The sequence below is a fragment of the Maricaulis sp. genome (assembly GCF_017642925.1).
In the GTDB taxonomy this organism is placed as follows: domain Bacteria; phylum Pseudomonadota; class Alphaproteobacteria; order Caulobacterales; family Maricaulaceae; genus Maricaulis.
Genome location: NZ_JAEPOL010000011.1, coordinates 97,171 through 121,816 on the forward strand (window position 1 = coordinate 97,171; position 24,646 = coordinate 121,816).

General features: G+C 65.9%; 26 protein-coding genes. 10 read left to right on the forward strand and 16 right to left on the reverse strand.

All coding sequences use genetic code 11. The features are described from left to right. Positions 1-141 precede the first annotated feature (141 nt). Entirely contained in the window at positions 142-324 is a 183-nt protein-coding gene (locus JJ918_RS10630) for a hypothetical protein (RefSeq protein WP_291886862.1), read from the reverse strand. 219 nt (positions 325-543) lie between these two features. Between JJ918_RS10630 and JJ918_RS10635 the strand changes: the two genes are divergently transcribed. The 3 genes from JJ918_RS10635 to JJ918_RS10645 all read left to right on the forward strand — a co-directional run bounded on the left by JJ918_RS10635 (position 544) and on the right by JJ918_RS10645 (position 3,732). Continuing rightward, on the forward strand, positions 544-2,010 hold the full coding sequence (locus tag JJ918_RS10635) for a hypothetical protein (RefSeq protein ID WP_291886865.1): 1,467 nt from the start codon (positions 544-546) through the stop codon (positions 2,008-2,010). Positions 2,011-2,090: 80 nt separating this feature from the next. After that, positions 2,091-3,236, forward strand: coding sequence for a site-2 protease family protein (locus tag JJ918_RS10640; RefSeq protein WP_291886868.1), 1,146 nt, complete (start codon positions 2,091-2,093; stop codon positions 3,234-3,236). A 43-nt stretch (positions 3,237-3,279) separates the two neighbouring features. After that, entirely contained in the window at positions 3,280-3,732 is a 453-nt protein-coding gene (locus JJ918_RS10645; protein WP_291886870.1) for a GFA family protein, read from the forward strand. Between the two features lie 245 nt (positions 3,733-3,977). Here the strand turns inward: JJ918_RS10645 and JJ918_RS10650 are convergent, their stop codons facing one another. The 4 genes from JJ918_RS10650 to JJ918_RS10665 form a co-directional block, all read right to left on the reverse strand. Continuing rightward, entirely contained in the window at positions 3,978-4,232 is a 255-nt protein-coding gene (locus JJ918_RS10650; RefSeq protein WP_291886872.1) for a hypothetical protein, read from the reverse strand. 46 nt (positions 4,233-4,278) lie between these two features. Further along, a complete protein-coding gene (locus JJ918_RS10655; protein ID WP_291886874.1) occupies positions 4,279-4,989 on the reverse strand; it encodes a hypothetical protein in 711 nt (236 codons plus the stop codon). 62 nt (positions 4,990-5,051) lie between these two features. Continuing rightward, positions 5,052-7,196, reverse strand: a complete 2,145-nt coding sequence (locus tag JJ918_RS10660) for a TonB-dependent receptor (RefSeq protein WP_291886876.1) — start codon at positions 7,194-7,196, stop codon at positions 5,052-5,054. 70 nt (positions 7,197-7,266) lie between these two features. Next, on the reverse strand, positions 7,267-7,686 hold the full coding sequence (locus JJ918_RS10665; RefSeq protein WP_291886878.1) for a DUF2946 family protein: 420 nt from the start codon (positions 7,684-7,686) through the stop codon (positions 7,267-7,269). Positions 7,687-7,824: 138 nt separating this feature from the next. Between JJ918_RS10665 and JJ918_RS10670 the strand changes: the two genes are divergently transcribed. The 4 genes from JJ918_RS10670 (at position 7,825) to JJ918_RS10685 (ending at position 10,194) form a co-directional block, all read left to right on the forward strand. Continuing rightward, entirely contained in the window at positions 7,825-8,448 is a 624-nt protein-coding gene (locus JJ918_RS10670) for a DNA-3-methyladenine glycosylase 2 family protein (RefSeq protein WP_291886880.1), read from the forward strand. Between the two features lie 82 nt (positions 8,449-8,530). Further along, the gene (locus tag JJ918_RS10675) at positions 8,531-8,782 is read left to right on the forward strand and encodes a type II toxin-antitoxin system ParD family antitoxin (RefSeq protein ID WP_291886881.1); all 252 of its coding nucleotides are present in this window, start codon (positions 8,531-8,533) and stop codon (positions 8,780-8,782) included. Continuing rightward, positions 8,772-9,077, forward strand: coding sequence for a type II toxin-antitoxin system RelE/ParE family toxin (locus JJ918_RS10680; protein ID WP_291886882.1), 306 nt, complete (start codon positions 8,772-8,774; stop codon positions 9,075-9,077). The genes JJ918_RS10675 and JJ918_RS10680 overlap by 11 nt, the downstream gene beginning before the upstream one ends. 154 nt (positions 9,078-9,231) lie before the next feature. After that, positions 9,232-10,194, forward strand: a complete 963-nt coding sequence (locus JJ918_RS10685) for a nitronate monooxygenase family protein (RefSeq protein ID WP_291886884.1) — start codon at positions 9,232-9,234, stop codon at positions 10,192-10,194. A 42-nt stretch (positions 10,195-10,236) separates the two neighbouring features. On the opposite strand, the gene JJ918_RS10690 is transcribed toward JJ918_RS10685, so the two are convergent. From JJ918_RS10690 to ald, 6 genes are all read right to left on the reverse strand, one after another. Then, the gene (locus JJ918_RS10690) at positions 10,237-10,464 is read right to left on the reverse strand and encodes a hypothetical protein (protein WP_291886885.1); all 228 of its coding nucleotides are present in this window, start codon (positions 10,462-10,464) and stop codon (positions 10,237-10,239) included. A gap of 30 nt (positions 10,465-10,494) precedes the next feature. Then, positions 10,495-10,899, reverse strand: coding sequence for an SRPBCC domain-containing protein (locus JJ918_RS10695; RefSeq protein ID WP_291886887.1), 405 nt, complete (start codon positions 10,897-10,899; stop codon positions 10,495-10,497). Further along, the gene (locus JJ918_RS10700; protein ID WP_291886888.1) at positions 10,896-11,219 is read right to left on the reverse strand and encodes a helix-turn-helix transcriptional regulator; all 324 of its coding nucleotides are present in this window, start codon (positions 11,217-11,219) and stop codon (positions 10,896-10,898) included. The genes JJ918_RS10695 and JJ918_RS10700 overlap by 4 nt, the downstream gene beginning before the upstream one ends. 126 nt (positions 11,220-11,345) lie before the next feature. Beyond that, positions 11,346-12,011 carry an HAD hydrolase-like protein gene (locus JJ918_RS10705; protein ID WP_291886890.1) on the reverse strand — a complete coding sequence of 222 codons (666 nt, stop codon included), beginning with the start codon at positions 12,009-12,011 and terminating at the stop codon, positions 11,346-11,348. A 172-nt stretch (positions 12,012-12,183) separates the two neighbouring features. Then, positions 12,184-12,975, reverse strand: a complete 792-nt coding sequence (locus tag JJ918_RS10710; RefSeq protein ID WP_291886893.1) for a hypothetical protein — start codon at positions 12,973-12,975, stop codon at positions 12,184-12,186. Positions 12,976-13,097: 122 nt separating this feature from the next. Then, positions 13,098-14,216, reverse strand: coding sequence for an alanine dehydrogenase (gene ald, locus JJ918_RS10715; protein ID WP_291886895.1), 1,119 nt, complete (start codon positions 14,214-14,216; stop codon positions 13,098-13,100). A 205-nt stretch (positions 14,217-14,421) separates the two neighbouring features. On the opposite strand from ald, the gene JJ918_RS10720 reads away from it, so the two are divergent. Then, positions 14,422-14,907, forward strand: a complete 486-nt coding sequence (locus JJ918_RS10720; RefSeq protein ID WP_271185986.1) for an Lrp/AsnC family transcriptional regulator — start codon at positions 14,422-14,424, stop codon at positions 14,905-14,907. On the opposite strand, the gene JJ918_RS10725 is transcribed toward JJ918_RS10720, so the two are convergent. After that, positions 14,904-15,476, reverse strand: a complete 573-nt coding sequence (locus JJ918_RS10725) for a hypothetical protein (protein ID WP_291886898.1) — start codon at positions 15,474-15,476, stop codon at positions 14,904-14,906. The two genes, JJ918_RS10720 and JJ918_RS10725, sit on opposite strands and share 4 nt — an antisense overlap. 28 nt (positions 15,477-15,504) lie before the next feature. Next, complete coding sequence (locus JJ918_RS10730) at positions 15,505-18,993, reverse strand: ankyrin repeat domain-containing protein (RefSeq protein WP_291886901.1); 3,489 nt, start codon at positions 18,991-18,993, stop codon at positions 15,505-15,507. Positions 18,994-19,123: 130 nt separating this feature from the next. Between JJ918_RS10730 and queF the strand changes: the two genes are divergently transcribed. Then, a complete protein-coding gene (gene queF / locus JJ918_RS10735; RefSeq protein WP_291886904.1) occupies positions 19,124-19,585 on the forward strand; it encodes a preQ(1) synthase in 462 nt (153 codons plus the stop codon). 6 nt (positions 19,586-19,591) lie between these two features. Here queF and JJ918_RS10740 read toward each other — a convergent pair whose 3' ends face one another. The 3 genes from JJ918_RS10740 to JJ918_RS10750 form a co-directional block, all read right to left on the reverse strand. Further along, positions 19,592-20,758, reverse strand: coding sequence for a porin (locus tag JJ918_RS10740; RefSeq protein WP_291886907.1), 1,167 nt, complete (start codon positions 20,756-20,758; stop codon positions 19,592-19,594). Positions 20,759-20,796: 38 nt separating this feature from the next. Continuing rightward, the gene (locus JJ918_RS10745; RefSeq protein ID WP_291886908.1) at positions 20,797-22,761 is read right to left on the reverse strand and encodes a methyl-accepting chemotaxis protein; all 1,965 of its coding nucleotides are present in this window, start codon (positions 22,759-22,761) and stop codon (positions 20,797-20,799) included. 396 nt (positions 22,762-23,157) lie between these two features. After that, positions 23,158-23,784 (reverse strand): nitroreductase, encoded by a 627-nt coding sequence (locus tag JJ918_RS10750; RefSeq protein ID WP_291886910.1) that lies wholly within the window; start codon positions 23,782-23,784, stop codon positions 23,158-23,160. A 114-nt stretch (positions 23,785-23,898) separates the two neighbouring features. On the opposite strand from JJ918_RS10750, the gene JJ918_RS10755 reads away from it, so the two are divergent. Further along, on the forward strand, positions 23,899-24,552 hold the full coding sequence (locus tag JJ918_RS10755) for a TetR/AcrR family transcriptional regulator (protein ID WP_291886913.1): 654 nt from the start codon (positions 23,899-23,901) through the stop codon (positions 24,550-24,552). Positions 24,553-24,646: the final 94 nt, after the last annotated feature.

Sequence of the window (24,646 nt, forward strand, 5' to 3'; positions counted from 1 at the left end):
GTCCCGCCGAAGCCTTGGCGTAGGGGGACTGTCGAGGACAGGCTTCTGATTCATTCGCGCCAGAGGCCGGCCACCTTCCTGGAAGCGCCCGACGCGCGGTCGCGCTTGCGAACCCTGCGGGTTCGTTTGCTGGGCGCCCCCCTAACGGCAGAGCGTTTGCGAGGTCAGGAGATTGCCGGCTTCGTCATAGGTGTTGCGGATCACGCAGTCGTCGGATGACAGGTGCGCCACCGCGCGCTGGACGGCCATGGCGAGCACGAAGATCGCGCCGATCACGATCACGGCCTGCATGGCGACGGACATCCTGTTGGTCGCGTTGAACATTTCCCGATTTCCCCCTTGCCCCGGCGTTCATACTAGCCGCGCGGGGCTCCGGTTTCAATTTTCTGCCGAGACGGTCATGTGCCGTCCATCTTTGCGTGGTCCGGCACCCCCTAGGGTCGGCCATGCGGAGGGATACGCATTGTGGGCCGTCCGCCGGTCGCTGCATCCGACCGGCGCGGGCGGCGCATCTGTTCGTTTGAAAAACGGGGAGACAAACGCGTGAAACTTCATCCAGTCCTGATTGCGGCCGCCGGCGTCCTGGCAACCGCCATGCCCGCGCTGGCGCAGACGCCGGCGACCTGTCCGGCCGAACCGGTGCGGCTCGATTTCGCCCATGCCGGCGGCAACCGGTTCGACGTCACCGTGGAGGCGGAAGGCGCCAGCGGCGTGCTCGACATTCTCTGGCGTCCGGGGGAGGGCGCACAGGACGGCACCGCCGACTTCATCGAGGATCTGCGCTTCGGTGACGATCCGCGTCCCGCGCGCTACATGGGGTACGGCACCTGGCAGCATCCCGGCGGCGAGGCGGCGGGCTGGGACGGCTACAGCTACACGCTGGTCGCCGATCATGACCGCGCCGTCTGGGAGGTGGGCAAGGAGGAGACGGCCTACCGGTTCGACGACGCTTTCTACTTCACCGGCAATCCGGTGCTGGTGCTCAATCACGCCTGGACGGATTGCACCTTCGACATCGCCTTCGACCTGCCCGCGGACTGGCAGGTGGTCGCGGCCTGGCCGCAGACGGGTCCCGGCCGCTACCGGGTCGAGGGGCTCAATGACGTCGTGCGCAATATCTTCGTTATAGGTCCGGGTCTGGCGCCGCAGACCTTCGATGTCGACGGCATGGCCGTCACCCTGCTCGCCCAGCAGCCGCTGGCCGATGGTGTGACGGACTTCCGCCGCGTGCTGGAGGACAGTCTCACCCGCTATGCGCAGACATTCGGCGGTGTGCCGATGGAGCGCTATCTCGTCGTCTTCGGCGAGGGGCAGATGAATGATGGCGGCGCCTTCGCCCAGAGTTTCGGCCAGCGCATGCCCGCACCCTTCCGCCCGCACGAGCGCCTGATGTGGGCGCGCACCCTGGCACACGAGACACTGCACGCCTGGCTGGGCGTGACGATCCGGCCTGTGCCCTACGCCCAGTCGCAATGGTTCACCGAGGGCGGGGCGGACTATTTCGCCATGAAGACGCTCTACCGCGCCGGCCTGGTCGACGCGCACGACATGATCTTCATGCTGGAAGGCCAGATCCGCCGCTTCCTGCTGGGGCGTATCGCCAGCGGTCCGGTCAGCCTGGCCGAGGCCGGTGAGGACAAGCAGGCAAACCGTCAGCTCGTCTATGGCGGCGGCGCGCTCTTCCACTATCTGCTCGATGCGCGCATGACGGACCAGTCCGGTCCCGGCGCCTATGAGGCGGCGCTGGAAAGCCTCTACCGGTCTGACGATCGCGATTATTCCCAGGCCCGCCTGCTGGCCGCACTCGATGCCCGCTCGGACGGGGCAGCCAGCGAGATCCTCGCCCTGCTGGACGGGCCTTTCGATCCGTTCGGTCTTCTCGCCACGCTGGACGAGACCGGTCTCGCCACCGCCGCCTTCGGGCCCGACGAAATCCTGGTGCGTTTTGCGGCCGGCGATTGCGCCGGTTCCCGCGAGAATGCCTGCATGCCGGTCTTCCTGCGGCGCTAGCGGCTGCGCCGATATCGCGCAGGACGGCCGGGGCTTATTCTGCTGGCGTGGAGCCCGCCGGCTCGCCTATGTTGCCGCGCATGAGACCCTATATCTTTTCCTTCCGCATCGGCGGCGTCGTGGTGCGGGCCGAACCGTCCTGGCTGTTCCTGGCGCTGCTGGTCGGCTGGTCGCTGGCCTCGGGCTTCTTCCCCGGTCTGCGCGACGATTTCTCGTTGCCCGCCTATATCGCCATGGCGGTGGCGGGCGTGGCCGGGCTGACCTTTTCCATTATCGCCCACGAGCTGTCGCACACCTTCGTGGGCCGCGCCTTCGGCCTGCCGATCAATCATGTCACGCTTTTCCTGTTCGGCGGCGCAGCCGAGCTGGAGAGCGAGCCGGAAACGCCGATGAGCGAGCTGGTGATGGCGCTTGCCGGCCCGTTGATGAGCCTCGTCCTGGCGGGCGTCTTCGCGCTGGCCGGCGGCGCGCTGGGGCCGCAGGCTGCGGGCGACCCTGTTGGCGCGGTGGCGCTGGTGCTCGGCTATCTGTCGCTGATCAATCTCCTCCTGGCGATGTTCAACATGATCCCCGCCTTTCCGCTCGATGGCGGACGGGTGCTGCGTGCTATCCTGTGGCTGTTCACCGGCGACCGGCGCCGCGCCACCGGCTGGGCCAGCGGTGCGGGCGAGTTCTTCGCCTATGTCTTCATCGCCTCGGGCGCCGGGCTGGCGCTGTTTGCCGGCCAGATGGGCGGCATCTGGTGGGTGCTGATCGGTCTCTTCCTGCGCACCGCAGCCGTCTCGGCGCGCAATGAGCAGGACATGAAACACGCGCTCGCCGGTGTCGCGGTGGGCGAACTGGCCGGTCCTTTCGAGACCGCACAGGCCGATATGAGCGTGTCCGACTTCATCGAGGAGGTGCTGGTGCGCCATCACCGCGCCTGGGTGCCCGTGGTCGAGGCTGACGGCCAGCTGGTCGGCGGCGCCGGTGTCGAAGAGGCGCGGGCCGTGCCGGCCGCCGAACGCGCCTCCACACCCGTGCGCCGTATCGCCCTGCCGGTGCGCGAGAGCGAGCGGATCGACGCGCCGCTGCGCGCCTCCGGCGCCTTCGCGCGCATGCAGCACGACCATCTCGCCCGGCTCTATGTCGTGAAGGACGGCCAGCTCGCCGGCGTTGTCAGCCTGTCCGACCTGATGGAATACGCCCGCATGCGCCGCCTGTTCGACGCCGACGCCGCGGGCTGACAGGATCGGCGCACACCCGATTCAGAGCGATGGAGCGCCAGCGATGAGCGAAGACCATGAGACCCACACCGGATCCTGCCGTTGCGGCCAGACCCGGATGGAAGTGACGGCACCGGCCCTGATCACCATGGCGTGCCATTGCGATGGCTGCCGCAAGATGACGTCCAGCGCGTTCTCGCTCAGCGCCATGGTGCCGGCGGAGGCTTTCAGCGTCGTCGGGGAGGAGCCGGTGAAGGGCGGGCTGCGCGGTCCCCAGCTCGATCATTATTTCTGCCCGCATTGCATGAGCTGGATGTTCACGCGGATCGTCGGCATGGACGCGCTGGTCAATGTCCGCGCGAGCCTGTTCGACACGCGCGACTGGGCCACGCCCTTCATCGAGACGATGACGTCGGAAAAACTCGACTGGGCCACAACGCCCGCCGTCCACAGCTATCCGGCCTTCCCGCCGATGGGGGACTTCCAGTCGCTGATGACGGAGTATGCCGGGCGGTAGAGGGCGATTTCGCCGGGTGCTGGAGCGCGGGTCCTCGCCCTTGATGGGCGCTGAGGCGCCCAAGAACAGTCCGGGGGACTGTTCGACGCGCCGAAGGACCGCTGCGAAGCAGCGGTGGAGTGGGTGACCACCTGAGACCGGAAACGCGTCGCGTTTCACCCCTTCCGTCCGGCTGCGCCGGACACCTTCCCCATCAAGGGGAAGGACGACGCGCTTGCCATCAAGGGCGAGGACCTGAACCCCGCCTAAAGCGCCCGGCCGAAATCGGCGCTGGCCAGCATGATGGTCGCCAGCATGACCGGTGCCAGGGTCAGGGCGAGGGCCATGATGATGACGGGGCCGAAAATCCAGCTGGCCAGGGCGACGCCCATCAGGAGATTGATCAGGAAGGGCAGGAGGGCGCGTTCCGGGTCGCGCGCCACCTCCCGGCACATGCCGCCGAGAAGGGGCATGGCCAGGATGAGGCGGCCGGTCAGTCGAAGGGGAAGCGTAAGCAGCATGCAGGTCTCCGGTCGGGACGGGATTGAGAGGTAAAGGCGATCCGCGTCAGGCGGGTCGCCGCTTCGGGCGCAGCATCCAGCGGATGCGGTAGACGGTGAGGACGACACCGGCGAGGCCGAACAGGATCGCCAGGGCCGAGGTCGCCTTGATCCACCAGGAATTGAAGTTCTCGCGCGTCGACCAGTCCATGATGTGCAGGCCCCAGAAGACATCATAGACGCGCCACAGCGTGGTGCGCACGGCGCGCAGTTCGCCGGTCTGGCTGTTGATGTAGAGCGTTGCCGGGTCTTCCGGCCCGAACTCGAACCGCCAGGCAGGTACGGCGAGGCCGGCCTCGCGCGGCGGTGTCTCGATCCGCACTTGTTCGGTCAGCGCACCGCGGCCGGCATAGCGCTCAAGGGCGATCTCGCGGGCCAGGTCTTCATCGACCGGTGTCAGATCCTCGCCGGTGCGGGCATCGACCATTTGCGGTCCGTCCGCTGTCTCCAGCCGCCAGACCGGCCGCCCGGCCAGCCGGCCGGTACGGGCCGACATCACCGCGGTGTCCTGGCTGGCGAGGATGGTGGCGAGCGGCAGGGCATCCCCGGCCCAGTCGATCGCGATCTCTGCCTCGGCATGGCGCAGATGCTCGCCGCGCACGGTCTCGATCGGCCACAACACCATCACCAGGCCCGAGATCAGCCACAGCATCACCTGGATGCCGATGGCGATGCCCAGCCACAGGTGGATCTGGCTCATCAATCTGAAAATTCTCATGGAATTGTCTCCCCATGCGCATGACCGGCGCGCCGGATCCGGGCCCGGCGCGCCGGTACATGCTAGCCCCGCAGGCTGATCCTGATACCCGCGGAGATTCCATTACCCGGCAAACGCTGGCCCAGCGCAATGTCCGATCCGGCATTGCGATTGTAGCCGGCCAGATGATCGCGCCAGGGCTGGTCGAGGAGATTTTCCACTCCGGCCGCGATCTCGACGCCCGGCCGCACGGCCCAGCGCCCATAGGCGTTGACCAGGACATGACCCGGCGTTTCCGCCTCGTCCAGGGTCTGGGAGACCCGGTCCTGCTCGGCCACGGCCAACGTCTCCAGCGTCACCGACCAGTCGGCAGCGTCATAGCTGGCGCCCAGGCGCAGGCTGGGCGGGGCGACGCGGTAGAGATTGTCGCCGTTGTCGCGCCGTTCGCCGCGCACCCAGCTCAGCGTGCCGTCCAGCCGCCAGTTGGCGTCGATGCGCCAGCCGAAATCCGCGTCGAACCCGTAGAGTTCGGCATCGGTATTGGCAAAGCGCAGCGGCGTCGGATCGCCATTCATGTTCGAGACCATCTCGACCGGCGTGTCGATCACGCCCGGCGTGGCATCGAAGGGAATGCCCTGGATGTAGTCGTCGACCCGGCGGTAGAAGACGGTCGGGCGGGCATAGACAGAGCCTGACTGCCAGTCGAAACCGGCCTCGGCGATCCAGGCGGTCTCCGGCCGCAGATCGAGATCGCCGACATAGGTATTGCCGTCGGCCAGACCGCCGCTCGCCGCCGTCGGCAGCCAGGCAAAGCGCTCCAGATAGGTCGGCACGCGGGTCTTGCGGGCCAGGGTGACGCGCAGCGTCGCCGTCTCGCTCACCGGCCGCCACAGGCGCGCCACCGCGTCCAGCGTGGTGTCGTCCCAACTGCGGTCGCCGGCATTGAAGGCCATCGCCAGCATGCCCGGCATGGCGGGCACGGCCGGCCCGGTACTGGCCAGACCGGCGTCTGCCTCGTGATAATCCGCCCGCAGGCCCAGTTCGCCCTGCCATTGCGCGGGCAGGCCGCCTGTCCACTCGATGAAGGCGCCGGTGCGGGCGATGTCGATATCGGGCAGGGAATTGAGATAGAAGCCGGTATTGGACGGATTGGTGATGGTGACGTCGTGGTTGCTGCCGGCCCGGTCGATCCCGGTGCGCAGCTCGCCGCCCATCGCGTCGAAGACCAGGGCGGCCGACAGCGTCTGCGTCTCCGCAAAGGCCAGGGTCTCTCGCCAGGCCATCATCATCGCGGGCGCCGGACGCAGATCATAATTATTCATGGCATGGTCCACATCCGCCCAGCCGGCTTCCAGCTCGAGACGCACCGTGTCGAACTCGCCGGTATAGGCGAGGCGGGCCATGTCGGTATTGAAATAGCGGATGTCCATGGCAAAGGGCGGATTGCCCGTCGGCCCGGTCTCGTTGCGGCGCAGGTCCAGGGACAGCGTGTGCGCACCCGAACGCCAGCCGGCGCCGACACCCCAGGCCGAGCGTTCATGCTCCGACCCGCCGATCGTGCCGGAGGCCGTCTCGATATCGCCGCCGCTTTCATGCGAGGCCAGCATGTGCAGGCGCAGCGTGTCGCTGGCGATACCGGCCATGCCGCCCGCCGCATAGCTGCTGTCGGCCGAACGGGCTGCGAGGGTGATGTCATAGCCGGTGCGCACGCCGGGCCCGTCATTGAAGGGCATGGATTTGAACACCGCATCCACACCGCCTGCGAGGCCGGGACCGTCGCTGACCGGGCTGACACCGCGGTCGACTTCCATCCGCGCCACCAGCGGCAGCGGGGCATAGTGCAGGGGCGGGTCCATCAGGTTGGGACCGCCGGACGCAAAGTTCTGGCCATCGATGCGGATATTGATCCGCGCGCCGGCCAGGCCGCGATACTGGACCTGGCCGGACAGGGCGCCATTGCTCAGCCCCGCCGCACCGGGCAGGCGGGCGACCAGCCGGGTCGCGTCCGGGCCGCTGGCCGGGGGCAGGGTGTCGGGATCGATCCGGTCGGTGCCGGCGGTATCGGGACGCTGGCCGGTGACGGTGATCACATCGGTGAGGGCCGGGGTCAGGGCGGGGGCCGAGACAGGGGCCGGCTCCTGGGCCAGGGCAGGCGAAAGGGAAAGCGCCATGCCGGCCGGCAGGGCGAAGACGGCGCAGCGTGTGCGCGCCAGGAAAATTCGGGTCATGAAAGAACGCTCCAGACCCGCAGACGGCGCACCGCCGGCGGGGGATCCAGTCAACAGGGGTTTTTGGATTTCAGAGCGTTGCGGGTGGGGCGCGGGCGGGATGACGCGCGCGGACGACCGGCAGGGCCGCCCGTTGCTGCGTGTCCGGAACAGGGCTGGCCTGGTGAACGGGCCGCGGTGCCTGCCAGGCCTCGATGACCGGCAGCGGAGCGCTTGCCGACGCCATGGCGAAGGCGCAGGGCTGGGAAGTGCCGGCCTGGCCGTTTTCGCCGGTCCCGGCATGATCGCTGATCTCGCCGCTGGCGAGGTCTATCCACCGTGCAGACGGACCCTGGCCGGTACAGAAGACGACCGACAGGCGGCCTGTCGTCTCGTCGCGATCGAGCATATAGCCTGACGGGATGCCCGATTGCAGGCCGGCCGCGATCAGCGCCAGCGCCGTCAGCCACTGGGCCAGAAGGCCCCGGCCATTTCGGATATCCCCAAGCATGAGCGAGCTGTTATCATCACGCTGTCAGGAGGGCCATGCGACATTTTCAGTCTGTCGCAACAATGGTGCGAGCTGGCGCATTTATGTTGCAGCCATGACGCACCAATGACGCATCAATGTCGTTTCAAGGTTACGCTTATGTCGCACGAAAAAGTCCATGCCCACCTCCTCGAAGCGGCCGAACCGCTCTTCCCGGACCTGCATGGCGCCATCGCCAGACTCGGCCCGCTGGAATTTCCCAACCGCGAGGGAACGCCCTTTCCCCACTATCTCTGCCGCGCCATCGCCGGCCAGCAGATCTCGGTGAAAGCGGCTGCGAGCATCTGGGGACGCGTCGAGGCCAGCGCCGGCGACGGTCCGCTGCTGGATCATTTCACCGAGGCGAATACCGATATCCTGCGCGGCTGCGGCCTGTCCGGTGCCAAGACGAAAACCATCATCGCCATCGCCGACACCCACCGCACCATCGGCCTCGACGCCGACGCGCTGCGCGCGCTCAGCATTGCGGAACGCTCGGCCCGTTTGACGGCGATGTGGGGCGTCGGGCAATGGACGGCCGACATGATGAACATGTTCTATTTCGGCGAGCCGGACATCTGGCCCGACGGCGATGTTGCCGCCCGCAAGACACTGGAACGCCTCACCTACAAACGCCGCAAGACCGTACGCACTGCCGAGCGTTTCAAACCCTTCCGGTCCTGGCTGGCACTCTACATGTGGGCCCATGTCGACGCCCCGCCGGACGGGGAGGCAGTTGGATAGGGCCGGGGCGGCCCGACCGGAAATCATGGAGCGGATTTCCTCCGGTACCAATTTTTGGTACAATGGGACAAGGAGACCCCGGATGGCCAAGAATACCAGTTTTGCCGTCGGCGAGCACTTCGCCGAATTCATCCATGAGCAGGTCGAAAGCGGCCGCTATGCATCGGCCAGCGAGGTGGTGCGTGCCGGCCTGCGCCTGCTGCAGGTGGAAGAAGAGAAAATCCGGGCACTGCGTGCAGCCATCGATGAAGGGCTGGCGAGTGGCCGCGCCGAGCCCTTCGATTTTGACGAGTTTCTGGAACGCAAGAACCGGGAATTCCGGGATGGCGGTTAAGCCGCATCTCACCAGGGCTGCAAGGGACGATCTGGACTCGATCTGGCGTTTTTCAGCTCGAAACTGGAGTGTCCGCCAGGCCAACGCCTATATCCGCACCATACAGGAGGCCATAGCGCGCCTTTCTCTGTTTCCGCAGTCCGGCCGTCTCTTTGGCGACTGGCGTCCCGGCATTCGCATTCTGCAGTCCGGGGATCACCTGATCGTATACCGTCTGGCAGACGACAGGATAGAAATCGTCCGCATTCTCCACGGTCATATGGATGTCGACGGCCTGTTCGGTTTGGACCGCTAGCCACCGCAAATTGCCGTGGACGTCACTTCATCGCCGGCTCGACATCCCATACCCCTCCCTCTAACGTCGCCCTGAACACTGTTTACGCATGCGCCGTCGAAAAGAGCGGACATGCGCTTGGTCGATGAATTTCAAACGACAAGGGGAAGAACCCATGGCCGAACCCGAAGCCCTGAAGGGCAAGCTCCGCCTGCCCGTGATCGGCGCGCCGCTCTTCATCATTTCCAATCCGGATCTCGTCCTGGCCCAGTGCAAGGCCGGCATTGTCGGCTCCTTCCCGGCGCTCAATGCCCGCCCAGTCAGCCAGCTGGACGAATGGCTCGACCGGATCACCTCGGAACTGGACAGCTATAACCGCGCCAATCCGGACAAGCCGGCCGCACCCTTTGCCGTGAACCAGATCGTGCACCGCTCCAACGCCCGTCTCGAAGAGGACATGGCGCTGTGCGAGAAATACAAGGTGCCGGTCGTCATCACCTCGCTGGGGGCCCGCGAGGATGTGAATACGGCGGTGAAGTCCTGGGGCGGTATCACGCTGCACGATGTCATCAACCAGCGCTTTGCCCACAAGGCGATCGAGAAGGGCGCGACCGGCCTGATCTGCGTCTCGGCGGGTGCTGGCGGGCATGCCGGATCGCTCTCGCCCTTCGGCTTCGTGGCAGAAACGCGGGAATGGTTCGACGGCCCGATCCTGTGCTCCGGCTCGATCGGCACGGGTGGCGGCGTGCTGGCGGCCCAGGCCATGGGCGCCGACTACGCCTATATCGGCTCGGCCTTTATCGCGACCGAGGAAGCCCGCGCCGACGAGGCCTACAAGCAGGGCATTGTCGAAGGCTCGGCCGAGGACATCGTCTACACCAATCTCTTCACCGGCGTGCACGGCAATTATCTGCGCAAGTCGATCGTCGATGCCGGGCTGGATCCGGACGATCTGCCGGAAAGCGATCCGTCCAAGATGGATTTCGGCTCCGGCGGCGGTTCCAAGGCCAAGGCCTGGAAGGATATCTGGGGTTCCGGCCAGGGCATTGGTGCGGTCAAGGCCGTCCGCCCCGCCGCGGACTTCATTGCCCAGCTGGCCGAGGAGTACGAGGCCGCCAAGGCCCGCCTCTGCCGCTAGGTCCGGATGCAGTGGCGGGCAGCTTCCTGCCCGCCACAATTATTATTCTGCCGTCTGACCGCGCCTCCCACCCAGATAGGGCAGGGCGAACAGGTAGAGGCCGGAGACCATCAGGAGAATCAGCGGCACCAGTGTCGTCAGGCCGATGGCCAGCGCCAGGCTTTCGCCGCCCAGCCCGGTGATATTGATGACGATATTGGCAAGCACCAGCGCGGTGAAGGCGATCGACAGCCAGCGATGGCTCTTGCGAATGAACAGGCTGAATTTCATGGGGTGTTCCTTTGATCCGGACGGGATGGGTCAGTCGATGCGCGCGAGCACGGCTTCCATGGCGTCGAGGAAGCGCGGCCAGCCGGCCGTCGCGCCCATCAGGTAGCGCGGCTGATTTTCCGGGAATCCGGTCTGCTCCATGCGCAGCCGCGTGCCGGCGGTGGTCGGCTCCAGCGTCCAGGTGACGACACTGTCCAGCTCGCCGGATGTCCAGGTGTAGGACAGCGTCGCGTGCGGTTCGATCTCGCGCACGACGCACTCCACCGTCCCCCAGTCGAAGGCGAGCTCGAAACGATGGTCCGGTACGGGCCTGAAATCATTCTTCATCAGCCATTCCTCGATCAGGTGTGGCTGGGTCAGGGCGCGCCAGATCTTTTCCGGGGCATGGGGAAATTCCCGTTCCACAACAACGGAGCGGGGTCGGGTATCGGTCATTGGTCCATCCTGTTGAGCAGGTCATCGAGATCGTCGAAACGGGCTTGCCAGAAGCCCGTCATCTGCCGGGTCCAGTCGGTCAGCGGGGCGAGGGCGTCGAGCCGGGCGCTGTAATGCGTCTGCCGTCCGGCCTGCCGGTCGTGCACCAGGCCGGCCTGTTTGAGGACGCGCAGGTGCTTTGAAACGGCGGGCTGGGACACGCCGGCCTGCGCCGTCAGAGCGCCGACAGTCAGATCGCCGTCGCGGCACAGGCGTTCAAACAGGGCCCGGCGCGTCGGATCGGCGAGGGTGCGGAAAAGCAGGTCATGCGCTTCGGGCATTTAACGTATATCCCACAGGTTATGAGTTAATCCATAACTGGAGGGCTATGAGTTCGTCAAGGGCGAGCGTGAAGGAGGAGGCGAGCCGATGTCCCGGCGCGCCGGGAGGCCTGTCAGCGCTTGCGATCAGGCCTGTTGGGCCTGCCGTGCAGAGCGGGCGTCGTCCAGCGAGTGAGCGGCAATATCGGCGGGGCGCTCGAACATCACGTCCGGAGACTGGGCGTCGAGAATGCCTTGCGTGGCGAAGCCCCAGTTTACGGCCCCGGCGATGCAGCCGGTCTCGCGGGCGGCATCGATATCGCGGACCTCGTCGCCCACACTCAGCGTGCGGTCCGGCGTGGTGCCGGCCTTGCGGATCACCTTGCGGAAGATGGAGGCCTTGCCGAACAGGGCCGCGCCGCAGGCGAACAGGTCGATCTTTTCGCAGAGGGCCTCGCCCAGTACCGCGCGTACGGCGGTCTCGCCATTCGAGCTGACGACGGCCAGTTTCACACCGGCGTCCGACAATTGCCGGATCAGCGTGTCGATGCCGTCGAACAGGTGGATGCAGTTCACATTCTCGGCAGCCCGGGAGCGCACATCAGCCGCCAGGAAAGGGATCTTCCAGGACGGAATGCCCAGCTCGTTCATGATCGCCTTGGGCGGCAGGTCGCGCAGGGCCTCGGCCCGGGCATCATCGATCGGCGGCAGGCCGTGCTTGTCGACAACGTCGCCCAGCACGGTGCGGAACCAGGTCAGGCTGTCGGCCAGGGTCCCGTCGAAATCGAAGATGATCAGGTCGTAGCGCGCCAACGTGTCCCGGTCCGGTTATTCGCTCCTGGCAGTCAGGCTGCCCACAATCACAACAGGGTTTTCTGATTCTTGTGACGGTTGCACGTTGTAACCGCTAACCGGCGTGTAAAAAACCGAACGGCGCGCGAACCGGTTCGTTCGCGCGCCGTTGGCACCACCCGTCTGCCCGGGGTCAGCCCTCGTTGTCCGGGCTTTCTGCGCCATCTTCAGCGGCGCTTTCATCATCGTCCGGAGCCGGTTCGCCGGCGGGCTCGACACAGACTTCAAGACTGCTGAGCAGGCTGGCCTCGATCGGCAGGAGACGCGTCTCCTCGCCCTCCAGTCCGATCCCGATCCGGCCCTCGCGCGGCAGGCCCTGCAGCGTGTCTTCGCTCGCCGGGATCCGCATTTCGATCCATCCGGCGCGACCTTCGACAGGGGCAAACATGCCGGTGACGGTACCGGCCGGCGTGATCAGCGAACCGGCGCGCGTGGCGGCGTTGTCCTGTGTGGCAGCCGATTCGGCGTCGGCCGTATCCGGCTCGGCTGGTTCGCTCGAATCCGGCATGTCCGTGTCGGACGTATCCTCCGGCTGGGGAACGGAAACAATCAACGCCGAGCCGTCAGCCGCGCAGCGCAGCTCGGCGGCTGCGACCATGGCCTCCTGGCCGAATTCCATGCCGCCGGCGCCAGCCGTGCTCCAGCTGCCTTCGACAAGCGGGCCGTTGAGTTGCAGGTTGTCGCCTTCGCCGGCCTGGACCTCCGGCTCGAACGTGTCGTCATTGGATGCCGCAACGTGGTCGAGCAGGTCCTGCATCGTGCCGTCGGGATCGCGGCGGTCCTCCTGCGCCGGGCTGTCCGGCGTGGTGCCAGGCGTGGCCGATTGCTCATTGGCCGGAGCCGGTGCCGGCTCGTCCTCGGGAGCGCCGCAGCCGGCAAGGCCGACCAAGGCGATGGCGGTATATATCAGGGCTTGATGTCTCATGCCCCCTTCAACGGGCGTGCGGTGACATTGGTTCCGCTATGGTTGCCTTCAGGCAAAACAAAAGGGCCGCCCCGGTATGATGCGGAGCGGCCCGTTTTGCGGCTGTCAGTGTATGACGTGCCCTAGATCGAGGTCAGCCAGGACGGCTTGACGTAGGGCATGTCGAGATCGTCGGCGACCGGCTTGTAGCAGATCTCGCCTTCCGCCGTGTTGAGGCCGCGCGCCAGGTGCGGATTGGCGTTCAGCGCTTCCTTCGGCCCCTTGTTGGCGATCTCCAGACCCAGCGGCAGGGTGGCGTTGTTCAGCGCCAGCGTGGAGGTGCGGGCATAGGCGCCCGGCATGTTGGCCACGCAATAGTGCACGACATTGTCGATGATATAGGTCGGGTCGTCGTGCGTGGTGGCCTTGGACGTCTCGAAACAGCCGCCCTGGTCGATGGCGATGTCGACGAGCACGGCGCCGTCCTTCATCTCCTTCAGCATGGCGCGGGTGACCAGCTTCGGCGCGGCGGCGCCCGGGATCAGCACGGCGCCGATCACGACATCGGCTTCGCGCACGGCCTGTTCCAGCGCTGCGGCGGTGGAGTAGGCGGTCTTCACGGCACCGGAGAATTGCTCGTCCAGCTCTGCCAGACGGCGGTTGGAGCGATCGAACACGGTGACGTCGGCGCGGGCGCCGATGGCCATCTCGGCCGCATGCGTACCGGCAACACCGCCGCCGATGATCACGACCTTGGCCGGCAGGACGCCGGGCACGCCGCCCAGCATCAGGCCGCGGCCGCCCTGGGCCTTCTGCATGCAGTGTGCGGCAACGGAGACAGACATGCGGCCGGCGACCTGGCTCATCGGCGTGAGCAGGGGCAGGCGGCCGTCATTGTCGGTGACGGTCTCATAGGCGATCGACAGGCAGCCGGCCTTGCGCAGGCCTTCCGCCTGCACCGCGTCGGCGGCGAGGTGCAGATAGGTGTAGAGCGTGTGGTGGGGCTTCAGCATCGCCGTTTCGGACGGTTGCGGCTCCTTCACCTTGACGATCAGCTCGCCTTTTTCGAACACCGCAGCGGCGTCCGGCAGGATGGTCGCGCCGGCGGCTTCATACATCTCGTCGGAAAAACCGATGCCGTCGCCGGCGGTGGACTGGACGAAGACCTCGTGGCCGTGGCGCACGAATTCCGTGACGCTGTTCGGCGTCAGGCCGACACGGTATTCACGGACCTTGATTTCCTTGGGCACCCCGATACGCATGATTGTTTCCCGTTTTGCTGGATCGCGCCGGGAAAACGCCGAATTCTTCGATCCGGTGAGCCCTGCGCGAATAAAATTGACATTCGTCGCCGCGTGGTGTGAATTATCGTGCACCAAACGACATTGATCGCGACGTATATACTGACTTTTTGCCCAAATCCAGAATGATCTGCGGGCAACGGGCGTAACTTGGGGAGGGTGTCCTGTGCGGCTCGATAGCGTAGATATCTCTATTCTGACGGAACTTCAGGACCATGGCCGCCTGACCAATGCCGAGCTGGCCGAGCGCGTCGGCCTGTCTGCGTCCGCCTGTCATCGCCGGGTGAAGGCGCTCGAGCAGGCCGGTGTGATCGACCGCTATGTCGCCATTCTATCGGAAAAGGCGCTGGGCCGCGGCATCACGGTTTATGTCCAGGTGACGCTGGACAATCAGAAGCGCGAGACGCTCGTCGCCTTCGAGGAAGCCGTCGAGACGGTGCCCGAAGTGATGGAATGCTATCTGATGAGCGGCGATGCGGATTACCTCGTCCGCGTTCTCGTGCGCGACGCCAACGACTATGAGCGCGTCCACCGCGAAGTGCTCTCCGGCCTGCCCGGCGTGGCGCGCCTCGTCTCCAGCTTCACCATCCGCCGCGTCTTCTCCCGCACCACAATGCCGGTGCCGGACGAGGTCGTGGTGAAGGGCGACTAACCGTTCTCCGCCAGCATGGCCTCATAAGCTGCCGCCCAGTCATACCGCACAAAGCCCGACGCGTCGGGCTCGGCCGGAGACGCCATGGCGTGGGCGATGACGGCCATGCGATCGCGTGTGCCGCGCAGTCCGCCGCTCTCGCGGGAGAAGGCGATGTCCTCTCCGGGGCGAGTCACTGCTGCATCGAGATAGTAGATCGTCCAGCTGGCCGGCGCCGCCCGGGCCTCCATCAGCGCGAAGGCCCGATAGGCGGCGGCCCGCCAGTCTCCCCCGGCGATCAGCCCCTGCGCCTCGCGTTCGGCGGCATCTTCGGCCAGCGCGACAAGATAGGCATAGCTGTCCTGGCGGCCCTGGGCCTCGACCGGAGCCAGCGGGTCAGCGCCCGCATCCAGCGATATCCGGACCAGCTCGACCACAGAATCGAGCCCGGTGACGACCGCCACATCGAGCGCGGCGTGCAGGTCCTGGGTGGCCGGGTCAGCCTGACGGGCCAGCGCCGGGGTGGCCGACAGGGATGCTGCGGCGGCGAGGGCGATAGCAAGGCTTGCAAGCCGGTTGGAGAAGCGCATCGGAATGTCCTGGGTTTGCAGGGAAGAGTCAGGGCGTGCAGTCCATGTCGGGATTTGAAAGGCTCCCGCCGATGCGTGCGCGCAGAATGCTGCCATCCTGTACCGCCCCGATCAGGCGCCGGTCGTGAACCGGCGACGCATAATAGCGGCGGCCGCAGAGGGTAATGGGGACCTCATAGCGCAGCTCGTGGGGGCCGGGATTGTAGACACACATTGACAGGGCAAGGATTTCGCGGCTGGCGCGCCCGTCAGCGAAGTCCATGAACATTTCCTGCCGGCCGGCCAGGCCGCCGCCGCAATCCGGCAGGTCCTGTCCTTGGCGTCCGGGCGTGTTGCCTGCCTCGATGCCGTCGAACGACGGGACGTTTGGATCGCGTGAGGATTGCTGGGCGGCATAGGGCGAAGGCAGGCCGGCATCTGATGGCGTGGCGTAGGGCGGCGGATTGCCAAGGGCGTTCAGGGGCTGTCCCAAGCGTTCGGCATCCCGGAAGGCCTGGGCCATTGTCTGGTCGTAATTGCTGTTGGCGGCGGCGACACCCGCATTGTACTGGCTCTGCGCGGTCTGGATCTCGCCCATTGTCTGTTCCAGGGCCGGCTGCATGCGGCGGGCGAATTCGGCCCAGTCGAAATCGGGTTCGTTGCGACGCCGCTCGCGTTCGGCGTAGCCGCGTGCATCGCCATAGCCCAGCCGCACGGCCAGATTCTCGTCCTGGTGAAGCCAGAAGGCGTAATAGCCCGGCGCATGACCGGATCCGTCCGGACCCGGTCGCGCGCCCGCGTTCAGCAGCGCATCGATCATGGCGCGATTGTTGTGGATGGCGGCGTGGTGCAGCGCACTCGTGCCGTCCTGCAATGTACCGCGATTGGGATCCGCCCCGGCAGCGAGGAGGCGCTGTACCAGGGCCAGATTGTTGTGGGCGGCGGCAACGACGATGGCGGAATTGCCGCTGGGCGTCAGGGCGTCGGGATCCGCGCCGGCATTCAGGAGCCAGTCGACAGTCCCGGCATGACCGCCAAGCACGGCCGCATGCAGCGGGGAACCACCGTCTTCACGCGAGACATAGTTCAGCCTGGCCCCTGACTCGCGCAATATCTGCAGCACACTGACATCGCCAGAAAAGGCCATGTGGTAGATGGCGAAGCCGCCGGTCGTCGTGTCCGGGCAACTGTCGCCCGAGCCAAATCCGCTGGCGCACACCGCGAGCAGTCTTGAATGCCAGGCGCGTGGCGCGCCCGCCAGACTCCGCCGGATCCCTTCACCGTCAAACTCGCGCGCTGATTGTGCAATGTCCTCCGCAATGCTGTCCAGCTTCCGGCCGGCACCGACACGCCGCTGGGCACTGATCGTGTTGCCATCGCGATCGGTGACGGACACGGTGAGCGTGACCTCTCCGACGCCGCGCGCGACAGCTCTGAAATCGATCAATGCGGATTGGGGCGGGGCCTCCCGGCTCATCCACTCGATCAGAGGCAGATCGGGTTGCTCGATCACTTCCAGAATGCGCGGATCGCTGCTGGTGATCGAGGCCGTGGCGACTCTCTCGAAGCCGTGGGAAACCACCGCCGAAGCGGTAATGAGATCCTCCACATCGTCGAAATAATCGTCAATCCGGCTGACATCGAGCACGAGGGGCTGTTCGGGCACCAGCCCGTCCAGATAGTCGGCAATCTCCACATGTCCGTTGGCGCGGGCATAATCCGCGGCCGTGCCGCGGCTGGCGCGGATGGCCGGATCGGCGCCGGCGGCAACAAGGGCGCGGACAGCATCGAACCGGCCCTGCATGGCGGCGATCATTAGCGGCGAATAAGGCCGCGTGCCCGGCGTCATGATCTCGTCGATCCGCGCACCGGCGGCAACCAATAGCGGGATCAGGTCGGCAGAGCCGCGAAGGGCCGCGAGGTGTAGCGGCGCGCCCTCGGCCGTTCCGCGCGCATTCGGATCGGCGCCGGCATCGAGCAGGACGCTCACGATATCGGCTCTGCCGCCATTTACCGCCGAGATGAGAAGCGGATAGCCGTCGGGTCCCGTCACGTTGACCGCATGCCCCTCTGCAATCAGGCGGTGGATCAGTCCCGGCATGCCGGACATCACGGCGCGGCGGATCATTGTGTCGCCCTCGGCCGAACTGAAATGCGAGCGGTAGCCTGCGTCCAGGACTGCGAAAGCCCCCGCTTCATTGCCTTCCCCGACAGGGACAATGATCGGTTCCGGCGTGCCGGGCGGCACGTCCGGCCGGACATCGCCTCCGCCATCGCGCAGGGCGGCAATGGCCGGGGCAAGCGACGGATCCCGGCCGAGATAGAAGCCCGCCGCATACATGAACGGCATGGCGGGCGGCAGGTCCACCGTCTGGTTGGGATCGAAGCCGGCGGCGAGCGCTTCGCGGATCGCGGCGACATCATTCTCGAACACGGCATCGAGCACGGTATCGGCGCCGGGGGCTGCGGTGTCGGCAGCGGCAAGCAGGGCGAGGGCGGCATCGATCGCCCGGGCCTCTTCCAGCGCGTCCTCGCAGGCGTCCTCGAATTGCGCCATGGCATCGTCGAGCAGCCGGTCGGCCTGCTGGGTGAAGCCCTGCATGATGCGCGGCTCGACCACCTCGATCATGTAGCGGGCGGCAAAGACCCGCTGGTACTCCGCTTCGGCATAGGCCGAACGGGCGATGGTCAGGTGGTCGCCGGCATTGGGATTGTAGAGCACGCCCAGCGCATCGACGGTGTCTTCCGGATCGTTCCAGAACGCGTTCAGCCGGGCTTCGATCCCGGCCCGGCCCTCACGCTGGTAAAGCTCGGCCCACTCGATTGCCGACAGGGCATGGCGTTCGCGCGCATAGCCGACATAGGCCTGCCACCAATAGTCTTCGTAGCGCGACCAGGCATCCGTGGCGAAGGTGTTGATCGAATACTCCAGCAGGCCCGCCATCCCCATCATCGGCCCCATATTGCCGCCCCAGTATCCGGACAGTCGCGAGCGGGCGAGCGACATGGCAGCCTGGATCGCCAGCACCTTGGACTGGCGATCGCCGGTCCGTACGGCATTGGTCGAGTGGTAGAGGATATTCACCCCGTCGATCATCTGGCTGGCCGTGCCCAGGGCCGGTCCCAGCCGCGACATGATGCTGACGCCGTCTTCCAGCGAAGCGAGCACCCGGTTGAGGCGGCCGACGGTGAAGCTGCGGCCGGCCAGGGCGGCGCTGCGTTCGGCAGCCGACATCGCCAGGGCCCGCTCGATTGCGGTACGGGATGTGGCAAGGCCGCCGGAGAAGTCCGTCGCGGCCTGGGCATTGGCGAGGTTGGCGACGGTGGGAGTGACATTGCCCCAGAGCTGCACCAGGGCATTGGTACGGAAACGGTCGCGTTCAGCTTCTGTGGCCAGGCCCAGATACTGTTCGGCGGAATAGAAGAGTTCGCCCGACTGGCAGGTCAATTCCTGTGCCGCGGCCGGCGTGCTGGCCAGCAGGCTGAAGGCCGCAAGGCCTGCTGCGAGCCGTACTGGCCCGATCGCGAAAGCCGGCATTGTATCTCCCCGTCAGCAGGGTCTCCCCCTCGCAACGGCAGAATTCGACGGAAAGCCCGAACCGTCAATTGGTACAAACGTACCAGCGCGACCGCTTGCCAGCCTGCGCGCGAGCGACTAATTCCGCGCCATGACCGATCAGCGCTACGACAATCTGGGTCAGCTGGGCGCAACGACGCCGCTGCCCGACAATCCGGACACCGCCGTTCTCGAACGCGTCGCCAATCCGTGCGACGCGCCCTACATGACGCGTTTCGTGTGCCCGGAATTCACCTCGCTTTGCCCGGTGACCGGCGCGCCCGATTTTGCGCATCTGGTGATCGACTATGTGCCGCGCGACTGGATCGTCGAATCCAAGTCGCTGAAGCTCTATCTGGGCAGTTTCCGCAATCACGGCGCGTTCCACGAAGCCTGTACCACGGGGATCGGCCAGCGCCTGGTGAAGGAGCTGGAGCCGGTCTGGCTGCGCATCGGCGGCTATTGGTATCCGCGCGGCGGCATCCCGATCGACGTCTTCTTCGCCACGGGCGAGCCGCCCAAGGGCGTGTGGATTCCCGATCAGGACGTGCCGGGCTATCGCGGCCGCGGCTAGCGGACGCTACCAGTCCAGCTGCAGGCGCAGTTGCAGGGCATCGCTGGTTTCGGTGAAGGCCGGGGCGTCCAGCTCGGATGCGACATAGTTTGCCGTGACGCGGACATGGTCCAGCGGATACCAGTTCACGCCGAGCGTTGTGGCACGCATCTCGCCGAGATTGGCGTCGCCCATATCCGTCACGTCATAGCGCGCAGCGATCTCGAACGCACCATAGCCGCCTTCGCTGACATCGCGTGCGGGCGTGGTGCGGTCGAATACGCCCTTTGAGGCCTTGTAGGCCCGGCTTTCACCGGTGATGAACCAGCCGGCCTGGACGTAGACGCTGTCGAAGTCCGGATTGCCGGGGGGGCCGTCGAGCGACAGGCGGGCATACTCGGCCTGAGCGTGGAAGGGGCCGCGGACAAGGGCCGCTTCAATGCCCGTGAAGTCCGAGGAGACGGCCCGGCCGAGCGCAGCGTCGCTGCGATAGTCTGCAGCGGTGAAGCGGTTGGACAGGTGCGCCTGGGGATAGCTGCGGATGCGCGTGCCCTGGCGGGCATAGTCGAGCTGACGCCAGGACGCCCCGACATGCAGGCGCGTGCCATTGTGCTCACCGGACCAGGTCAGCCGTGCTGCCAGCGCGCTGGTGTCGTCGGCCTCGGCGAAGCGGAAATTGTCGTCCATGCGGCCACCGAAAATGCCAGCCGACGCCACAACACCATGACCGTGCCACGTGTAGGACAGGCCGATGCGGCGATCGAGGTGGAAGAGGTCGGTCGCCAGACCGCGCTCCATGAAGGTGGTGAAGCGGCCGGACGTGAGTTCGTCCAGCGAGTTCATCGTCTTGAAATGCCCCGCCTGGAACTCGCCGACCGGTGAGGCATAGGACAGATAGACATCGTTGGCCGCCGTATTGTCTCCGGCGAAGTCGAATTCGGCGACGAATTTGAAATCGCCATGCCGTGCCTCGATGCCCATGCGGGCGGTCCGGAACTCGCTTGTGTCCGACGGGGCGCCTGTCGTCGGGCTGGACCAGTCGACATCGGCGAAGTCGAGCATCACCCGGCCGCGCAGCTTGATCGACGTCTCGCCATCCTCGCTCTGCCAGCGCGGCACGGGGAAGCTGTCAGCCGCGGCCGGTACAAAGGCTGAGGGGCAGGCAAGAAGGGCAAGGGCGATGAGATAACGCATGTCGATCGTGGGACTGTTCTTGGGGTTGATGGGCAGGGTCAGGCGGCGCGGATCTGTTCGAGGAAGCCGGTCAGCGCGGTGCGCAGGCGGCCGGCGTCCTCGGAGACGCCGCGGGCGGCATCGAGGACGCGGCTGGCGCCGTCATCGGTTTCGCGGACATTGCCGGAGAGCACGGCGATGCTTTCGGTGACCTGGGCCGAGCCCTGGGCCGCCTGGGCGATGCTGCCGGCAATCTCGCGCGCAGCGGCGTCCTGTTGCTCGATCGCGCTGGCGATGGCCGTCGTGCTGCCGGAGACCTGGTCGATCATGGAGGTCATCGAGCCAATGGCTGTTACGGCATGATCGCCACTCTTCTGGATCGCCTCGATCTGGCCGGCGATGTCGTGGGTTGCCTGGCCTGTCTGGTCGGCCAGTGCCTTCACCTCGGCAGCGACGACGGCAAAGCCCTTGCCCGCATCGCCGGCGCGGGAGGCCTCGATGGTGGCGTTCAGCGCGAGCAGGTTGGTCTGTTCCGCAATCGACTGGATCAGCGTCACGACGCTGCCGATGCGGGCCACCGCTTCGGACAGGCCAGCGACCGTTGCGCGGGTATCGTCGGCTTCCTTGACGGCGTTGCGCGTCAGGTTCTGGGACTCGGTGACCTGGCGGTTGATCTCGCGGATCGAGCTGGTCAGCTCTTCCGTTGCCGAGGCAACAGACTGGGTGTTGGCCGAGGTCTCTTCCGCCGCTGACGCGACGACCGTCGAACGTTCCTCCGACTCGTGTGCACTCACGCGCAGGCGGTCGGCAATGGTGATCATGGCCTGGGCGGCGCGCGTCACGTCTTCGGCAATGGAGCCGACATTGGCGTCGAACTCGTCCGCCATCTCGTGCATGAGGCGGCGCTTTTCCCCGGCGGCGCGTTGTTCGGCCTCGGCCTGTTCGGCGCGCAGCCGGTCGATCTCGATCTGGTTCTGCTGGAAGACGAGCACCGACTGGGCCATGCGGCCGATCTCACCGCCCTGGTCCGTTGCGGGGATAACGCCGTCGGTCCGTCCGCCGGCGAGTTCGTCCATCGCGCCGGTCAGCGCATTGACCGGGCGGGCGATCGAGCGCCCGACAAGCCAGCAGCTCAGGCCGGCAATGACCGCGATCAGCGCGACGATGCCCGCCGTAATCAGCCGGATCCGCTGGCGCTCTGCCGCCAGGGCGCTGGCAGCCGCGCGGCCGCCGGCCCGGGCCTGATCGGCGATGAGTGTGAAGTCCGGATCCATGCCGGCAAAGATCGCGCTGAGTTCGGAGACCGTGTCCTGGTGCGCAAGCTCACCCTCGGCCCAGGCATGGAAGTCGCGGCCGTAGGCCTGCATCAGCGTGCGGATTTCGGCGGTGTCGGCGGCGGGATAGTCGCGGGCATCGAGCAGGGCGTCGAACTCGGCCTGGCGCGTATCGAAGGTGTCGATATAGCGAGCCTCGCCACGCAGCATGAAATCCTTCTCGTGCCGCCGCATCATCAGCATCAGCACGGTCAGCTCGGCATCGCCGAAGGCTTCCAGGCGGGATTCAACCTGGTGGACAGCAGCACGCAACGTGCCTTGCAGCCCGCTGTCATGGGTCAGGCCGAGACGGGTCTGTTCCGCGACGACTTCGGCAAATGTTTCGCTGTGCCGGGGCAGGGCGGAGCGCAGGCGGCCGACGGCCGCGCTGATATCTGCAGGCGTGTCGAGTGCCTGAAGGTCGTCCAGCAGCGTGCCGACCTGGGCGGCATTATCGCGATAGGCGTCGAAGTAGCGGGTCTCGCGGCGCAGGAGGAAGTCCTTCTCGCGCCGGCGCATCTGCAGGGCACCGATCTCCATTTCCAGGGAGAGACGCTCGATTTCGCTGAAATTGCGTTGCCTTTCCAGGGCCGTGCTGGTTGCCTGGTCGCTATACCACATGGTCGCGGCCAGAGAGATCAGCGTGAAGCCGATTAACGCGCCGAGAATGCCCACCCGGGCATAGACCGAAAGCCTGTCCAATCCTCGCATACCTGTCTCCCTCGCCAGCGCGCGCCATGCCTTGCCCGCACGCACCGCCAGCTTCCGTTCAGAACAAACCGGGGTGTTGGACCGAAAAAGGTTCGTGATTACAGTTATATGGCATTCGTCAGTGTTCAGTTTTAGTTAGCTATTTTGTACACATCGATAATACGCAAAAACACGAACAATGGAGCCGCGTTTATCATGATGCGCGGGCCTGTCATGTGACAGTTTTGCTAAAACCCGAAATTTAAGCGGAAATTCCGGCAGAGCCGGGCGAACGCCGTTGCAGCCCGGTACGACCAGTTCCGGCGGTTGTGACAGCCCGGCCGCACCGAAATGCCGGACGCCAGCACGTCCGGATGTGGTGTGAATTAATTATGCGCCGGTGGTGCGTGCTGGGCTTCAGGCCTTCCAGCGCCCGGTCTGCGGCTTCGGACGAACCCGTTCGACCGGTTCGTCCGGTGCCGAGCCGACATAGACAAAGCCAGCAATGCGCTCGCCCGATCGCAGGCCCAGCGCGTCCTTCACGAACGGATCGTAGGCATACCATTCGGTGAGCCACTGGGCGCCGAACCCCATGGCCGAGGCCGCAATCAGCATGTTCTGGCAGGCCGCGCCCGCCGACAGGATCTGCTCCCATTCGGGAATCTTGTGATTCTCCACGACGTGGGAGATCACCGCGATCACCAGCGGGGCGCGGGTGAAGCGATTGGCCTCGGCGTCGATCTGGTCGGGCGTGGCATTGGGGTTGGCCGCGGCAAAGATTTTCGCCAGCACCTGGCCGAAATTGGCGCGTGCGCCGCCTTCGAAGACGATGAAGCGCCAGGGGGCCAGCTTTCCGTGATCCGGTACGCGCGCCGCTATACCAATCAACTGGTCGACCTGCTCCGGCGACGGGCCCGGCTCGGCAAGAGCGATCGCTGTCGTCGAGCGCCGGCGGGTCAGCAGGGTCAGCGTGTCGGCATTGGCGTGGCTGGAGGCAAGACGTTCGCCCGGGGCGGGAAAGTCGGGCAAAGCGGGCTTCGTCATGGCGGCATCCTCGCGGGTGGCGGTGTGTGCGTGTTTTGACCGGAGCGGTCTGTCGTCGCTATACCTGTAGCGGGGACAGGGTTTTGTCTACAGGGACGGGGGAGTGGTAAAGGCATGTCTGCAGATTTCGCCGAGAACGAGGATCACAGCGAGGATACGCCCGCCGACCGCCGGCGCCGCAAGGTGCGTGATGCCATTATCGATGCGGCCGAAGCGATCTTCACCTCCGAAGGCGAAGAGGGCATTTCCATGCGCCGCCTTGCCGAAGCGATCGATTACAGCCCGGCCGCGATCTACAAGTATTTCGCGTCCAAGGACGAGCTGTTCGTCGCTATCCGCGAGATGTTCTTCCAGCGGCTGATGGACCGGATCAATGAGGCGATGGACGAGGGGGGGAAGGTTGCCCCGCTGTGCGCCCGTTGCATGCGGGCCTATATCGAGACCGGTATGGAAGAGCCCAATCACTACATGATGGCCTTCTCGCCCTCCACCAGCGCCAAGCCTCACATGCACGAGGAAAAGGAAGTCGGTTTCCAGGCCGAGTCGGCGCTGGTCAGCATGATCCAGCAGGGTCAGGCGGAAGGCGTGTTCCGGCAGATGGATCCGCGGGTCGCCTCCAAGAGCGTGTGGGCGAGCCTGCACGGTCTGACCATGCTCATCGTCTGTATCGAGGACTTTCCCGGTGGCATGCCGGGCTCGGAACATGTTACGCGTGACGACGTGATCGATCTGCACACAGACCTGATCATGCGCGGGCTCATGAGTTGATGCATACGCGTCATACGTAAAAGAATTTAACGCCGTTCACTTTTCAAACGGTGTTTTTTAGCCTACATCTCGCTGCAACTTTGCCAGCGAGGGT